The organism is Novosphingobium sp. Leaf2 (genome assembly GCF_001421325.1).
In the GTDB taxonomy this organism is placed as follows: domain Bacteria; phylum Pseudomonadota; class Alphaproteobacteria; order Sphingomonadales; family Sphingomonadaceae; genus Novosphingobium.
This window is the reverse complement of sequence record NZ_LMJY01000021.1, coordinates 128,885-144,478: the sequence shown is the minus strand read 5'-3', so window position 1 is coordinate 144,478 and position 15,594 is coordinate 128,885. Positions and strand designations below refer to the sequence as shown.

Here is a 15,594-nt window from a genome sequence, read left to right as displayed (position 1 = left end):
CCAGAAGAAATCCGCCATCCGCCATACCTCCTTGCTGGAGGATGGTGAATCATATCCCGGCGCTGCTGGGAATCCTGTTTATGGGTCCGGACCCTAGATTTCGATCTGCGAGCCCAGTTCGACCACGCGGTTGGTGGGCAGGTTGAAGAATTCCATCGGGGTTGCCGAATTGCGGATCATCAGCGCGAACAGCTTTTCGCGCCAGATCGCCATGCCGGGGCGTTCGGCCGCGATAAGGGTCTGCCGGCTGAGGAAGTAGCTGGTGTCCATCTTGCCGATCGGCGCGCCGCACTGGGTTACGGTGCGCAGCATCGCGGGAATGTCCATGTCCTCCATGAAACCGTGGCGCAGGCGGATGCGGTAGAAGCCCGAGCCATGGTCGAAAATCTCGATCCGCCCTTCGTCCGGCAGATGCGGCACGGCCTCTGCCTTCACGGTGAGGATGATGACGCGTTCGTGCAGGACCTTGTTGTGCTTCACGTTGTGCAGCAGCGCGGGCGGCACGCCGTCGATCGAGGAGGACAGGAAAACCGCCGTGCCGCTCACCCGGCGCACCGAATTGGCTGCTGACGCGATGAACACGTTGAAGTCCATGGCCCCATCGGCAAGGTAGCGCCGCATGATCTTGCGCCCGGTCGACCATGTGGTGAGCAGCAGGAACACCACCGCCGCCACCAGCAGCGGAAACCACCCTCCGTCGGGGATCTTGGTGGCGTTGGACAGGAAATAGGCCCCGTCGATCAGCAGGAACGTGCCGGTAACCGCGCCTGCCACCAACGGTGGCCAGCGCCAGACGCTGAACGTGAGCACGCCCATCATGCACGCGGTGATCACCATCGTGCCGGTCACCGCAATGCCATAGGCGGCGGCCAGGCTGCTGGAACTGCGGAACGAAATCACCAGCAGGATTACCAGGATCAGCAGCATCCAGTTGACCACGGGCACGTAAACCTGGCCCGCAGTGGAGGCACTGGTATGGCGGATGCTGAGGCGCGGCAGGAAGCCAAGCTGAACGGCCTGGCGGGTAACCGAGAATGCACCCGAAATAACCGCCTGGCTGGCAATGATGGTGGCCATCGTCGCCAGGATGACCAGCGGCAGGCGCGCCCATCCCGGCGCCATCAGGAAGAACGGATTCTGCGCTGCCTGCGGGTTGTCGATCAGCAGCGCGCCCTGGCCCATGTAGTTCAGCATCAGGCAGGGCAGGGCGGCGTAGAGCCAAGCCATGCTGATCGCCTTGCGCCCGAAGTGCCCCATGTCCGCATACAGCGCCTCGGCGCCGGTGACGGCGAGAACCACCGACCCCAGCGCCAGGAAGGCCAGCTTGGGATCGATCAGGAAGAAGCGCACCGCCCACATCGGGTTCACGATCCCCACGATCTCGGGGTGATGCAGGATGTTGGCAACGCCCAGCACCGCCAGCACGAGAAAGTAGACCACCATGACCGGCCCGAAAAACGTGCCGACCTTTTCCGTGCCCTGCTTCTGGATGACGAACAGGGCGACGAGAATGACTATCGAGATCGGCAGGACGAGTTCGCCGAGCGAGCTTTCCACCACGGTCAGCCCCTCCACTGCGGACAGCACCGAGATTGCCGGCGTGATGATCGCATCGCCATAGAAGAGCGCGGTCGCGATCACGCCAAGCATGGCGATCCACGGCGTCCAGCGGGTTTCCCCCAGCGATCGGGCGATGAGGGCCAGCAGTGCCATCGAGCCGCCTTCGCCATCGTTGTCCGCGCGCATGACGATCAACACATACTTCAGCGTCACGATGAGCATCATCGTCCAGAAGATGAGCGACAAGACACCGAAAATGTGCGGTCCGTCCACGGCCAGCGGGTGATGGCCCACGAAGCTTTCCTTCAGCGCATAAAGCGGCGAGGTGCCGATATCGCCGAACACCACACCCAGCGCGCCTAGCGCAAGGGTGGGCAATCGCCCGTGAGGCGCGTGCGGATTGTGGGGGTCTGCGCCCGATTCGTCAGTGGTCAAAACGTGTCCCGTCATCCGCCTCGTTGCCCCATGCCACACCCGCACGTTCGATCTCCATGCGAGGAAACCGCTTTCTCCATAGGAATCGCATAGAATTGTTAATGACAGGGCGCCAGCGCCCGGATTTTCCTACGCAATCTCAATGTGGAGCGGCGTGAACCGCTCTCGAATTCCTATCCGCATATGCGTAATTACCCGGCCCGAAAGCGGAGTTTTCGGCGATGCGCAAATGGTATGAAACGCTATGGGCCCGGATCGGCTTGCGCCTGACAGGGCTTGTGATCCTGGGCGCAGCCTGGTTCACCGGGAAGGCTGCCTACGTTCAAGTCCATTCGCGCGCATCTGGCCCCGCAAGGCTTGGCGATCTCGCATTGTGCGCAGCGGTTGTGGCCCTGCTGATCGTTGGCAACGCCTTGCTGACGATGGGGGCGGGGCTTTGGAAGCAGGTGGAGATTCCCTCGCGATGGTCAGCGGTGCAGGTGGAGGCCCGGCAATTCGAGGTATTGCTCTCCCGCAAAGACGCGTAGCGGCTAAAGGGCATAAGAAAGTGCTGGATCAATCCTCGCAACGCGGCGTTTGCTGATCCATAGACTCAGCTCATGACAGTGATCGCCGCCTACCTCTACCGCAACGGAACACGCGTGCGCGAAATCGCGATCGACGAAAAGGTCGATTGCGCGCAGGACAAGTCCGAGTTCATCTGGATCGGCGTGGCCAATCCTACGGACGAGGAAATGGCCACTCTCCAGCGCACGTGGGACCTGCACCCGCTTGCGGTGGAAGATGCGATCAACGCCGACCAGCTTCCCAAGGTTGATATCTATGGCGACCAGATCTTCGTTGTCGCCCGCACGGCGCACTTGCACGACGGCGCCATAGAATACGGCGAGACGGCGATCTTCGTGGGCCACAGCCATATCATCAGCGTACGGCACGGGTCGGGCCGGGCGCACAAGAAGCTGCGCCACGACCTTGAAGCCGTGCCTGCGCAGTTGCGCGCCGGGGTGGACTACGTACTCCACGCTATTCTCGATTTCATCGTCGATGGGTATCTGCCCATCGTCGAGGCGATCGAGGAGGAAGTGCTGGAAATGGAACAGCACACTGTCGACAACTTTCTGGGCCGTGATGAAATCACCCGCATCTTCAACCTGCGTCGCCAACTGATCCGTTTCCAGCGCGTGCTGATCCCGATGAATGAGGTGGCGAACAAGTTCGTCCGCAACGAGATGCCGTGCATAGATGCCGACGCGCGGCCCTATTTCAGCGACGTGCGCGATCACGTGCGCCGGGTGCAGACGATGGTCGAAGACCTGCGCGAAGTGCTCAACTCCGTGTTCGAGTTCAGCAATCTGCTCGAACAGCAGCGGACGGGTGTGATTACCCGGCAGCTGGCGGCCTGGGCCGCCATCCTGGCCGTGCCGACCGCCGTAGCCGGCATTTACGGCATGAATTTCGAGCATATGCCCGAATTGAAGACCAAGTACGGGTACTATGTCGTGCTGGCTGTCATCCTGATGATCTGTGCCGCGCTTTATGCCCGGTTCAAAAAGCTGCGGTGGCTGTGATCGTCTGGATCATGGTTGAGCGTGGTTCATCGCAGCATCAACTTCCCGGCAGTCTGACCTTCTTGCCGATGGATACCTATCTGGCGCCGCGAATGCATTTCGTTCAATGTTACCCGGAGTTTCCTGCATGACCGTAAAAGCTTTCGGCGCGCCCGCCGCAGACCGCCCGCTTGAGCCCTTGGACATCCCGCGGCGCGAAGCCGGTCCGCACGATGTTGCGATCGACATCGCCTATTGCGGTGTGTGTCATTCGGACTTGCATCAAGTGCGTTCGGAATGGGACGGCACGATTTATCCGTGCGTCCCCGGGCACGAAATCGTCGGCCACGTAACAAGCGTCGGCAGTGACGTAACCAAGTTCAAGGTGGGCGATGTGGTTGGCGTTGGCTGCATGGTCGACAGCTGCCAGCACTGCGCTTCGTGTGACGAGGGGCTGGAGCAGTATTGCGAAAACGGCTTCGTCGGCACCTACAATGGCAAGACCGACGATGCGCCGGGCCATACCTTCGGCGGCTATTCGCAGTCCATCGTCGTGAATGACAAATTCGTTTTGAAGGTCACGCATCCCCAGGATCAGCTCGCGGCGGTGGCGCCTTTGCTGTGCGCGGGCATCACCACCTACTCGCCGCTGCGCCACTGGAACGTGGGGCCGGGCAAGAAGGTCGGTATCGTCGGCATCGGCGGGCTGGGCCACATGGGCGTCAAGCTTGCGCATGCCATGGGCGCTCACGTGGTCGCGTTCACCACATCGGAAAGCAAGCGCGAAGACGCCAAGGCCCTTGGTGCCGACGAGGTGATCGTGTCGCGCAACGAGGACGAGATGGCAGCCCATGCCAACAGCTTCGACTTCATTCTCAATACCGTGGCGGCAAGCCACAATCTCGATGCGTTCACCATGCTGCTCAAGCGTGATGGCACGATGACCCTGGTGGGCGTGCCCGAGCATCCCCACCCCTCACCCAACATCGGGGCGCTGATCTTCAAGCGCCGCGCGATCGCCGGATCGCTGATCGGCGGCATCGCGGAGACGCAGGAGATGCTCGATTTCTGTGCCGAGAAGGGTGTGGTCGCCGATATCGAAATGATCCGCATCCAGGACATTGAGACCGCGTACGAGCGGATGCAGCGCAGTGATGTCAAGTATCGCTTCGTGATCGACAACGCCACGCTGGACGCCTGAGCATGCCAGCACCGCCGGTTCACCGCCGGCGGTGCTGCGCCAACCACTCGACCGGTACATGCACGCCCCAGATCGGCCGCGACATCCGCAAATTTGCCTAGCGCCAGTTAAACAGGCGGCAAGGTTGCCTGCATAGGGATGAACTCCGCAGCCATCCCATCAAGAGAAAGGGCGCATGCCATGGATGTCGTTCCGTTCCCTGCTGGTGTCACCGGTTCCTACGCAGCGGCGATGGAGAGACTGGTGGGCGCGGTGCAAGACTTGTCGGCAGCGCGTGATCTTGCCGGCGTGGCCGCCGTCATCCGCGATGCGGCGCGCAGCTTGACCGGCGCAGACGGAGCTACCTTCGTGCTGCGCGACGGTGACGAGTGCTATTACGTCGAGGAAGATGCGATCGAGCCGTTGTGGAAAGGCAGGCGCTTTCCGATGCACGCATGCGTCAGCGGCTGGGCGATGCTGAATGCGCGCAGCGTGGTGATACCCGACATCTACGCCGATCCGCGCGTGCCGGTGGAAGCTTACCGCCCCACGTTCGTGAAAAGCCTGGCGATGATGCCGATCCGCCGCGCGGCGCCGATCGGGGCCATCGGCAATTACTGGTCGGAGCACCATGTTCCTTCGCCGCAGGAATTGTCGATCCTGCAGGCGCTGGCCGACACGACCTCGGTCGCGTTGGAAAATGCCGAATTGTATATGCGTCTGCGTGGCGCTGTGCAGACGCTGCAGGCGCAAAAACACCGCATCAGCGAACAACATGCCAGCCTGGGCGTGTTCACCCGCGCGCTCGCCCATGACTTGCGCGAGCCGGTGCGCACGCTGATCGCGTTTTCAGACTTGTTGCGCCCCGACAACGAAGAAGAAGCGGCGCCAGCGACCGCACCGGCATCGGAGCAAAGTCGCGACACCTACCTGCGCTACATCGGCGAATCCGCCGAGCGGATGGGCGCGCTGATCGATTCTGTGGCGCAGTATACCCGGCTCGATGCGCCCGAACGGTTCGCGCATATGCCTTGCAGGGTGGCGGACGTGATCGTCGAAGTGCGCGAAAATCTGGCGAGGATCATTGCGGAGCGGAAGGCTAAGGTCGTGCATGGAGCACTGCCTGAATTGGTCGCCGATCCCGTCCATCTACGTCAGCTGTTTCAGAACCTGATTGCCAACGCCATCCTGCACAACGCGCCGGGGCTGACGGTTACGATCGATTTTTCAGGCGGTGTGCAAGGTGCGTCCGGGACGTTTCGCGTCAGCGACGACGGCGTGGGCATTCCCGAAGACCAGCGGGAGCATATTTTCCAGCCCTTTCGCCGGCTGGTCCACCGGAACGATGCTTCCGGGCTGGGGTTGGCGATATGCCGCCGCATTGTGACGCTGTATGGTGGCCGGATAGAATGCCAATCTGCACCCGGCGCAGGTGCGACGTTCTTTTTCTCTATGCCCGATGCAGAGGGGCTCCCAGGCTCCGGCGATGGCAGGCTCGAAGGCGGAATTTTGCAGAACGAAAACGCTCGCGAGGTTGCTACCGTGCTCATCGTCGATGACCGTGAGGCCGATCTGGAGTTGACGGAAATAGCGCTCTTTCGCCGACCAGGCCTGCGCTGCAACCTGCGTAGCGTGCGCGACGGGCGCGAAGCGCAGCGGCTTTTGTCTGAGCCCGGGCACGATGTCGATCTGATCCTTCTGGACATCAACATGCCTGATGTCGACGGGTTCAGCCTGCTCAGCCAGATCCGGGATGATCAGGCTTTGGAGCAACTGCCGGTCATCATGTGCAGCGGCTCGGATCACGAACCGGATCAGCGCCGTTCGGCGGAACTGGGCGCAGCCGGATATCTGCTCAAGCCGCCCCGGTTCGCGAGCTTTCGCGATATCCTGGCAGGACAGCCAGGATTGTGCCTTCTGGACGACGGGGATGGCCTGACCCTGATGCGCCGCTGCGCCTGAGCTGGATTTTTGGCGATGCCGCAGCAAGATGTTGCAGGAAAAACGGCACGGCTATCCCTCTTCACGCAATCACCTGTGACACTTTACCGGTTGGCGCTGGTAAAGTGTCACGCATGATTAATCGGATTTTGGAGCCTGTGGAGGATTCACATCGCGAATCCGATGTGCTTAATATGTTCCGTGTTTCAGCCCGATCTCTTCATCCATGAAAAGCCTGCCGGCGAAGGCGCGATTTCCCGTCGGATCAATCAGGTTAAGCGGCATGCCAAAGCCGCTCTGCCGGTAGCATCGGGGCCGTCGCCGCTGGCGGGGGAGGAGCTGGACCTGCCAGGGATCCTTGAAAGACTGGCGGGCGTGTCGGCCCGGCCCCGGTACACCTACATGGTTCTCACGCTGATAGCCCGGGCAGCCGGCCAGTCAGACAGCGCCGGTCCGTATGTTCGTGAAGCCGGCGCGCTTATCCCTGTGCGCGACTGGCTCACCGCAGCACTGATGCCGATGGCACAGCGGGATGCACGACGTCGTGCGGTCGTTGCCGAAGTTCGCGCCGATCTGGAGCACCACCATTGTCTGCCCCAGGATCCGGATCAGGCAGAGCGCGCGATCAATGACAAGGTGCGCACGCGGTTGCTTCACTCAGGGCGCACGAACGTAAGTCGAGCGGTTTCGGATCTGGTGCGCGCCGGGCTGGTGCGGCGCCACTATCAGGGTTTTCGTGTCGATCACGAAAACCGGGGGGCACAACGCGAGGCGGTCTATACCATCACCCCAGCCGTGCGCCGCGTGCTCGGCCAAGTTGGCTGACTGCAGTTCGGGTGGTGCTGATCGGGTGCGGTAACGGGGCCGCGCCCCGGCGATCGTTCCATACAGAGACCGCGTCCTTACCCGGCCTTGCCGGCCAGTGTTCAACCTTGGTAAATTCCAGCAGGGTTGCCGGTCACGCCCGCATCGACCTCGTATAGCGCTCCGTCGAATGCCGATGCCGGCAGGCCCGTCGATGCCGATGTCACGAACATCCTGTCGAGGCCTGCACCCCCAAATGCGATGTTGGTGACACGCTTGGCCGGAAGCGTGATCATGCGGTTTCGCGTGCCGTCGGGGGCGAAGCGGGAGATACACCCGCCGTCCCAGTGCGCGCACCACAGATAGCCTTCCGCGTCGGTGGTCATCCCGTCCGGATAACCATCCGCCTCGGAGAAGCGGACGAATTCCACGCGCTCCCCCACGCCGCCATCCGTCAGCGCGAAGCGGTAGATGACCCGGCGACCGGTATCGGCATGGTACAGCCAGTTGCGACAGGGGGAGAAGGCGGGGCCGTTGGGCACGGTGTAATCGCTGTCAATCACCTGCCATTCGCCGCCAGGGGAGAGGCGATAGAGCGAGCCGGTCACGGCCTCCTCGGCCATGTCCATGGTGCCGCACCAGATCGCGCCGTGGCGGTCGGCCTTGCCGTCGTTCATCCGGTTGCCGGGCAGGTGCGGCTCGGGATCGGCGCGATCGCCAACCATCAGCGGGTCCAGCGCGATGGCCGCCACACCGTCGCGAAAGCCGCCGATGAGGCCGCCCGAAGCGCGCTCGGCAACCCACCCCAGCGGTGCCGGCATGTCCCAGCGGGTGATCGCATTGTCCGCCAGGTTCAGGCGGTTAAGGGCAGGGGCGAGAATATCGACCCAGTAAAAGGCCCCGTCGCGGGCGCTCCACAGCGCGCCTTCGCCCAGGGTATCGCGCACGTTGCGCTCGATCTTGCGCCAGAGCGGCATCGGTGTCTCTCCCTAGGTTTGGGTTGGAGCCCCCACCCGGCCCCCCGGTCGGACAGGAGCGCGAAAGACCGGGTGGGGAACGGGCCGGCGTGGTTCAGGACGCCGGCCCGGATATCGTGGTGCCGGTGTACTTCTAGTGATTGTCGCGCGGCAGGCCCATCGTCTGGGCGATGCGCTGATATTTCTCGGCGCCTTCCAGGATCGCGCCAGTGTCCATCTGGCCCACGAGCGCGCGCTGGATTTCCTGCCACGGCGTTTGCGAGGCAGGGTAAGGATAGCCGCCCTTGGCTTCCAGGGCGGCGCGGCGCCGGGCGATTTCCGCGTCGGAGACCAGCACGTCGACGGTGCCCTTCTTGAGGTCCATGCGCACCCGGTCGCCTGTCTGGAGCAGCGCCAGCCCGCCCATCGCCGCCGCCTCGGGCGAAGCATTGAGGATCGAAGGGCTGCCCGATGTGCCTGACTGGCGCCCGTCCCCGATGCAGGGCAGGGCGTGGATGCCCTCGGTGATAAGGTACGAAGGCGGACGCATGTTCACCACTTCCGCGGCGCCCGGGTAGCCGATCGGACCGGCGCCGCGCATGAACAGCATGGTCTGCGGCGTGATGCCGACAGTGGGGTCATCGATGCGGTGGTGGTAGTCCTCGGGGCCGTCAAACACCACGGCCGGGCCTTCGAAGGCGTCGGGATCGTCAGGGTTGGAGAGGTAGCGTTCGCGGAACTCGGGGGAGATCACGCTGGTCTTCATGATCGCCGCGTCGAACAGATTGCCCGACAGCACCAGGAACCCGGCATCCTCGACGAGAGGCTGATCGAAGGTCTTGATGACCTTGTCGTCCTCGATCGTGGCATCGCGGCAGTTGTCGCCGATGGTCTTGCCGTTGACCGTCATCGCGCCTTCCTTGATCAGCCCCTGGCCGATCAGCTGCGCGACCACGGCGGGCACGCCGCCCGCCCGGTAGTAGTCCTCGCCAAGATATTCCCCGGCCGGCTGCAGGTTCACCAGCAGCGGGATCTTGTGGCCGAGCCGTTCCCAGTCCTTGAGCGGCAGGTCTACGCCGATGTGGCGGGCGATCGCGGCAAGGTGGATCGGGGCATTGGTCGAGCCGCCGATCGCGGAGTTGACGACGATCGCATTGTGGAAAGCATCCAGCGTCAGGATATCCGAGGGCTTGAGATCCTCATGCACCATCTCGACGATGCGCTTGCCGGTACGCCACGCACATTCCTGGCGGTCCCGATACGGCGCAGGGATCGCAGCGGACGCGGGCAGCATCATGCCCAGCGCCTCGGCGAGTGAATTCATCGTCGTTGCAGTGCCCATGGTGTTGCAATAGCCGGTCGACGGCGCCGACGAGGCGACGAGCTTGATGAAGCCTTCCGCGTCGAGTTCGCCCGCCGCCATCATCTGGCGACCCTTCCACACGATCGTGCCCGACCCAGTCCGCTCGCCCTTGTGCCAGCCATTGAGCATCGGACCGACCGACAATGCGATCGCAGGGATGTTCACCGTCGCCGCCGCCATCAGCAACGCCGGGGTGGTCTTGTCGCAGCCGGTGGTCAGCACGACGCCGTCAAGCGGGTAGCCGTAGATCGCCTCGACCAGCGCCAGATAGGCGAGGTTGCGGTCGAGCCCGGCGGTGGGGCGCTTGCCGGTCTCCTGGATCGGGTGGACCGGGAACTCCAGCGCGATGCCGCCCTGTTCGCGGATGCCTTCGCGGATGCGCTCGGCCAGGACGAGGTGGTGACGGTTGCAGGGCGAAAGGTCGCTGCCGGTCTGGGCGATGCCGATGATCGGCTTGCCCGAACGCAGCTCTTCCAGGCTGAGGCCGAAATTCAGGTATCGCTCAAGGTAGAGCGAGGTCATGTCGATGTTGTCAGGATTGTCGAACCAGGCGCGCGAGCGCAGCTTGGACGGAGTATTTTCGGTCATGGAGCGGTTCGTTTCGTTCAGGTCAGCGCGGCGAGGTCGTCACGCGGTAAATCATGACATGCCGGTAGGGCTTGCCGGGATCGACGCGGGTGGATGGGAAGTCGGGGTGGTTCGGGCCATCGGGGAACTTCTGCGGTTCCAGCGCGATGCCGTCACCCATGCGGTAGAGGTGGCCCTGCTTGCCGACAAGCGTGCCATCGAGGAAATTGCCGGAGTAGAACTGCACGCCGGGCTCGGTGCTGAGCACTTCCAGAACGCGGCCCGAAACGGGGTCCTCCAGGCGTGCGGAGAGTCTGGGCGTGCTGGTCTGGCCCTTATCGAGCGCGAAGTTGTGATCGAAGCCGCGGCCGTAGACGATCTGCTGGTCGCGCCCGTTGCGCAGGCCCACGGCCACCGCCTTGGGTTTGGTGAAATCGAACGGGCCACCGGCGACGGCGCGCAGTTCCCCGGTCGGGATCAGCTTGTCGTCCACGGGGGTGTAGCGGCTGGCCGGAATGGTCAGGACGTTCGTCGTCGCGTCGCGCTCGGACCCTTCGCCCGCCATGTTGAACAGGGCGTGGTTTGTAAGGTTGAGTACCGTCGGCTTGTCGGTCGTGGCGTCGAACACGATCTGCAGGTTGCCGCTTTCGTCCAGCGAGTAGGTCGCCGTCACCTTGACCGTGCCGGGATAGCCCGAATCGCCGTCAGGGCTGACGAGCGAGAACACCGCCTTGGCGACCTTGCCGGACTTGACCGATTCCAGCTTCCAGTTCTGAACGTCAAAGCCCTTGCCGCCGCCGTGAAGCGACTGGCCATGGTCGTTCTGAGGCAACTGGTAGGTCTTGCCGTCAAGCGTGAACTTGCCGCCGGCAATGCGGTTGCCGTAGCGACCGATGGTCGCGCCCCAGAAGTTCGGCTTCTTCTCGAAGGCGGCGAGATCGCCGTAGGCAACCAGAACGTCGGCGACCTTGCCGTTACGGTCCGGCGCCATCAGCTTCCACAGCGTTGCACCGTACGTAAGGATCGTCGCAGAAACGCCGTTAGCGGCTTTCAGCGTCACCGCTTGCACCTCGGTGCCGTCGGAGCGCGTACCGGCGGAAGCCTGCGTGGCATCTGCGGCAAGCGCAGGATGTGCTGAAAGCGCGCAGGCTAGGGCGGATATCGCCACTGCCGTCATAAAGCCTTTGTCCACGTTCCTCATTCCCTGGCTCCCACTTGTTTTTCCGGGTTCGTTTCTGTGCGCGTCGCGCCGACGCAAACCATTGACGATGTCATGGCAGGCATATAGTCCGACAAATAGAAAGAGCGCAAGCCGGTTTGCCACAGGCCGACGGCTTTGACTTTATGAGAGGAATGTCATGCCCCCAGTGGTCTCATCCCGAGACGCCCCCGTGGCTCATGTGCAAACGGACGGCGTGCGCTACGGCCCCGCGCTCACGCTGCTCGCCAGCCTGTTCTTCATGTGGGGGTTCATAACGGTCATCAACGGAACGCTGTTGCCGCATCTGCGCAGCGTGTTCGAACTGAGCTATTTTCAGGCGGCGCTGATCGAATCCGTCTGGTTCATCGCCTACTTCTTCGCTTCCATCCCGTCTGCACTTTTGATCGAGCGGATCGGCTACAAGAAGTCGCTGGTCACCGGCCTACTAGTCATGGCCGGCGGGTCGTTGGGCATGATTTTGGCAGCGTCCATCTTTTCCTACGGCGTTACACTTGTGATGCTATTCGTAATCGCTAGCGGCATCACCCTTTTGCAGGTGGCAGCCAACCCTTACGTGGCCGTAATCGGCAAGCCTGAGACCGCTTCGGCGCGCCTCAACTTAGTACAGGCGATGAACTCGGCAGGTACATGGCTCGCGCCGCTGTTTGGAGGCTATCTGATTCTGGGTCGCAGCAAGGGGGGAACCGCGCAGGCTGGCACGGTGCTCACAGAAGCCGAGCGTTTGGCCGATGCGCAATCAGTGATCCTCCCCTACCTGCTGGTCGCCGCAGTGCTGGTAGTTCTTGCCATCGTCATCGCCCGCTTTCCGTTGCCCGCGATCGGCGCCGCTACCCAACGCGTCAAAATCCATGCGCCCCGGACCGGCTCACTCTTTTCGCGTTTCTGGAACCATCCGCTGTGGGCGCATCGCAACTTGACGCTGGGCGTGGTTGCTATTTTCATCTATCTTATCGCAGAGATCGGCGTAGGCAACCTGTTCGTCAATTTCGTCAGCCGCCCTGAAATCGGTAATATGACCCCCGAAAGAGCCAGCCGCTATCTTACGCTGCTTTGGGGCGGGATGATGGTCGGTCGCTTTTTCGGCTCGGCGGTAATGGCGAAGGTCGATGCCGCGAAGGTACTGGCGGTGTTCTCAATCGGCGCCTTCATGGTGATGGGTGTGACAATCTTCACCACCGGGCCAGTGGCGATGTGGTCGCTCATCCTCGTTGGCCTGTTTCATTCGATCATGTTCCCGACGATCTTCACCCTCGCCATCCGCGGCCTTGGCCCGTTGACTGAAGAAGGGTCGGGTCTGCTGGTGATGGCCATCGCCGGCGGCGCTCTTGTCGCTGTGCAAGGCTGGATCGCCGACAACTACGGCCTCCAGACCTCGTTCCTGCTGACGGCGGCATGCGAGGTCTACATCCTGTTCTACGCGCTGTGGGGTAGCAAGGTGACCAACCCTGCGCCGGATCCGAAACCGTTTTTGGACTGAGCGCACGCGTTTGCAATAAACAAAAGCCCTGACGAGCGATCGTCAGGGCTTTTTGATTTGACGGCACAAGACCCGGCGACACGCCAGGCGTCGCTATTCTTCCATCGAGCTGCGCGTATCCTCAAGCGCCAGATCGACCAGCACGTTCATCGCTTCGGCCGCGCCGGCCGCATCCCCGCTCGCGATCGCATCGTAGACCCGTACATGGTCGGGGATCGGGTTGCGCGGCAAGGCGCGCGCGCGTTGCTTGAACTGGGTGGTCCAGTTCACCGCTGCACCGATGGAGGCGCTCAGCACCAGCAGGGCATCGTTGCGGGTGGCATGGAGAATCGCCTTGTGAAAGTCCCGATCTGCGGCGCGCCCGGCCTCGGTGGTGAGGGTATAGCGGCGCATCGCGGTAAGGGCGTCCTTCATCGCCTTGAGGTCCGCCTTGTCGCGGCGCTGGGCGGCGAGGCGTGCGGCGGCAGGCTCGACGATGGCGCGCAGTTCGAACAGGCTGCGCACGAATTCGATGTCCGGCTCGCCAGCGAAAGCCCAGCCCAGCACTTCGGGGTCGAGCAGGTTCCAGCGGTCGCGCGGCAGCACACGGGTGCCGGCCTTGGGACGGCTTGCGACGAGGCCCTTGGCGGTGAGCACCTGGATCGCCTCGCGGTAGGCGCTGCGTGAGACCTGCAGTTCCTCGGCGAAGGCGACTTCCCCCGACAGGATGTCTCCGGGTAGATATTTGCCGGACAAGATTGCAGTGCCCAGTTTATGGGCGATCGCGCCGTGGAGCCTGCGCCCAGGCCCGCGGGCTTCGTCGTCTTGCTTGGCGCTCGCATCGCCATTGATGTAATCGGCTTCTTGCACGGGTTTTCGATCCTCCGAAGGCGAAACTAACAGTCCTTTGCGCGGGAAGGAACGACAAACATTGCCTTTCCGCTTTACCGCTAATATGTCGGAGTAAATCAGGAGACCCAGATGACCGAATTCCGCTCCATCGTCGCGTCCACCGGCGAACCGCATGGCGAGCCCCTTGCCGTCAGCACGGCCGCCGATGTCGCCGCGGCCTGCGCCGCCGCCGCCGCAGCTTTCGACACATATCGCGCGACCAATCGCGAAGAGCGCGCCGCGTTCCTGGAACGCATCGCCGACGAGATCCTTGCCATCGGCGATTCGCTGCTTGACGCCTACACCACCGAAAGCGGCCTGCCGCGTGGCCGCAGCGAAGGCGAGCGCGGTCGCACGATGGGCCAGCTTCGCCTGTTCGCCGATTACGTCCGCAAAGGCCTGTGGCAGCAGCTGCGTATCGACCCGGCCCTGCCCGAGCGCGCGCCCCCCCGCCCGGACCTGCGCCTGCGCATGATCCCTGTCGGCCCAGTCGCCGTGTTCGGCGCTTCGAACTTCCCGCTCGCCTTCTCCACAGCCGGCGGGGACACGGCCTCGGCACTCGCGGCCGGTTGCCCGGTCGTGGTCAAGGGCCACCCGGCCCATCCGATAACCGGCAGCCTCGTCGCCGCGGCGATCAGCAAGGCGGTGAAGGACTCCGGCCTGCCGGAGGGCGTGTTCCAGCATCTCGCAGGCCCCTCGAACGAACTCGGCGCCGCGCTTGTGCAGGACCCGCGCATCATGGCGGTGGGCTTCACCGGTTCGCGCGCGGGCGGCCTTGCTTTGGCCAAGCTGGCGCAGGCCCGCGAAGTGCCGATCCCAGTCTATGCCGAAATGTCGAGCATCAACCCGGTCCTGCTGCTCCCCGAAGCTCTGAAAGCGCGCGGTGCGGCGCTGGGCACCGCGTTCGTCGGCTCGCTCACCATGGGCGCTGGCCAGTTCTGCACCAACCCCGGCCTGATCCTCGCCATAGAGGGTGACGGCCTGGACGCCTTCATCGCCGCCGCCTCCGGCGCGGTGGCGGAGGGCAAGCCGCAGACGATGCTGACCACCGGCATTGCGTCCGCCTATGCCAAGGGCGTCGAAACGCTCGCGGGCCTCCCCGGCGTCGAGACGATCGCGAAGGGCGAGGATGGCAGCCACACCACCGGCGGCGCCGTGCTGTTCCAGACAACCGCGGCGCAGTTCCTGGCCGACAAGGAGGCCGGCAACGAAGTGTTCGGCGCCGCATCGATCGTGGTGCGCGCCAAGGATGAAGCCGAACTGCTGACCCTGCTCGAAGGCCTCGAAGGCCAGCTCACCGCGACGCTGCACATGGACGATGCGGACGAAGGCACCGCAGCGCGACTGCTGCCCGTACTGGAGCGCAAGGTCGGCCGCATCCTCGCCAACGGTTGGCCGACCGGCGTCGAAGTGTGCCACGCGATGGTCCACGGCGGCCCGTTCCCCTCGACCTCCGATCCCCGCACCACCTCGGTCGGCAGCATGGCGATCGACCGCTTCCTGCGTCCGGTCAGCTATCAGAACCTGGCGCAGGGCGTGCTTCCGCCCGAGTTGCGCGACGATGCTTTCGGTGACGGCGTGCCGCGCCTGATCGACGGCACGCTTACTCTCAACTGATCCCCAGCCAATCCCCGCGGCGCGTCCCCAGAAGGCGCGCTGCGGCAGGGAGAGA

General features: G+C 63.5%; 12 protein-coding genes. 7 read left to right on the top strand and 5 right to left on the bottom strand.

Annotated features, from left to right (window positions below; genetic code table 11):
- Positions 1 to 93 precede the first annotated feature (93 nt).
- A complete protein-coding gene (locus ASE49_RS16875) occupies positions 94 to 2,010 on the bottom strand; it encodes a potassium transporter Kup (protein WP_056775243.1) in 1,917 nt (638 codons plus the stop codon).
- Positions 2,011 to 2,216: 206 nt separating this feature from the next.
- Here ASE49_RS16875 and ASE49_RS16870 point away from each other — a divergent pair, with 206 nt between their 5' ends.
- From ASE49_RS16870 to ASE49_RS16850, 5 genes are all read left to right on the top strand, one after another.
- Complete coding sequence (locus ASE49_RS16870; RefSeq protein WP_056775241.1) at positions 2,217 to 2,522, top strand: hypothetical protein; 306 nt, start codon at positions 2,217 to 2,219, stop codon at positions 2,520 to 2,522.
- 72 nt (positions 2,523 to 2,594) lie between these two features.
- Positions 2,595 to 3,563, top strand: a complete 969-nt coding sequence (locus tag ASE49_RS16865; RefSeq protein WP_056775238.1) for a magnesium and cobalt transport protein CorA — start codon at positions 2,595 to 2,597, stop codon at positions 3,561 to 3,563.
- Positions 3,564 to 3,690: 127 nt separating this feature from the next.
- The gene (locus ASE49_RS16860; protein WP_056775235.1) at positions 3,691 to 4,743 is read left to right on the top strand and encodes an NAD(P)-dependent alcohol dehydrogenase; all 1,053 of its coding nucleotides are present in this window, start codon (positions 3,691 to 3,693) and stop codon (positions 4,741 to 4,743) included.
- A 180-nt stretch (positions 4,744 to 4,923) separates the two neighbouring features.
- Entirely contained in the window at positions 4,924 to 6,684 is a 1,761-nt protein-coding gene (locus ASE49_RS16855) for a hybrid sensor histidine kinase/response regulator (protein ID WP_056775232.1), read from the top strand.
- Positions 6,685 to 6,864: 180 nt separating this feature from the next.
- Positions 6,865 to 7,488 carry a hypothetical protein gene (locus ASE49_RS16850; protein ID WP_442946033.1) on the top strand — a complete coding sequence of 208 codons (624 nt, stop codon included), beginning with the start codon at positions 6,865 to 6,867 and terminating at the stop codon, positions 7,486 to 7,488.
- A gap of 101 nt (positions 7,489 to 7,589) precedes the next feature.
- Here the strand turns inward: ASE49_RS16850 and ASE49_RS16845 are convergent, their stop codons facing one another.
- The 3 genes from ASE49_RS16845 to ASE49_RS16835 all read right to left on the bottom strand — a co-directional run bounded on the left by ASE49_RS16845 (position 7,590) and on the right by ASE49_RS16835 (position 11,554).
- Entirely contained in the window at positions 7,590 to 8,444 is an 855-nt protein-coding gene (locus tag ASE49_RS16845; protein WP_056775229.1) for an SMP-30/gluconolactonase/LRE family protein, read from the bottom strand.
- Between the two features lie 133 nt (positions 8,445 to 8,577).
- Positions 8,578 to 10,374 carry an IlvD/Edd family dehydratase gene (locus tag ASE49_RS16840; RefSeq protein ID WP_056775226.1) on the bottom strand — a complete coding sequence of 599 codons (1,797 nt, stop codon included), beginning with the start codon at positions 10,372 to 10,374 and terminating at the stop codon, positions 8,578 to 8,580.
- 22 nt (positions 10,375 to 10,396) lie between these two features.
- The gene (locus tag ASE49_RS16835) at positions 10,397 to 11,554 is read right to left on the bottom strand and encodes an aldose epimerase family protein (protein WP_056775223.1); all 1,158 of its coding nucleotides are present in this window, start codon (positions 11,552 to 11,554) and stop codon (positions 10,397 to 10,399) included.
- Positions 11,555 to 11,711: 157 nt separating this feature from the next.
- Between ASE49_RS16835 and ASE49_RS16830 the strand changes: the two genes are divergently transcribed.
- Positions 11,712 to 13,052 carry a sugar MFS transporter gene (locus tag ASE49_RS16830; RefSeq protein WP_056775220.1) on the top strand — a complete coding sequence of 447 codons (1,341 nt, stop codon included), beginning with the start codon at positions 11,712 to 11,714 and terminating at the stop codon, positions 13,050 to 13,052.
- 93 nt (positions 13,053 to 13,145) lie between these two features.
- Here ASE49_RS16830 and ASE49_RS16825 read toward each other — a convergent pair whose 3' ends face one another.
- Complete coding sequence (locus ASE49_RS16825; RefSeq protein ID WP_235523037.1) at positions 13,146 to 13,901, bottom strand: FadR/GntR family transcriptional regulator; 756 nt, start codon at positions 13,899 to 13,901, stop codon at positions 13,146 to 13,148.
- A gap of 111 nt (positions 13,902 to 14,012) precedes the next feature.
- Between ASE49_RS16825 and ASE49_RS16820 the strand changes: the two genes are divergently transcribed.
- Positions 14,013 to 15,539: an aldehyde dehydrogenase (NADP(+)) gene (locus tag ASE49_RS16820; protein WP_056775217.1), complete on the top strand. Its 1,527-nt coding sequence runs from the start codon at positions 14,013 to 14,015 to the stop codon at positions 15,537 to 15,539.
- The last annotated feature ends 55 nt before the right edge of the window (positions 15,540 to 15,594 follow it).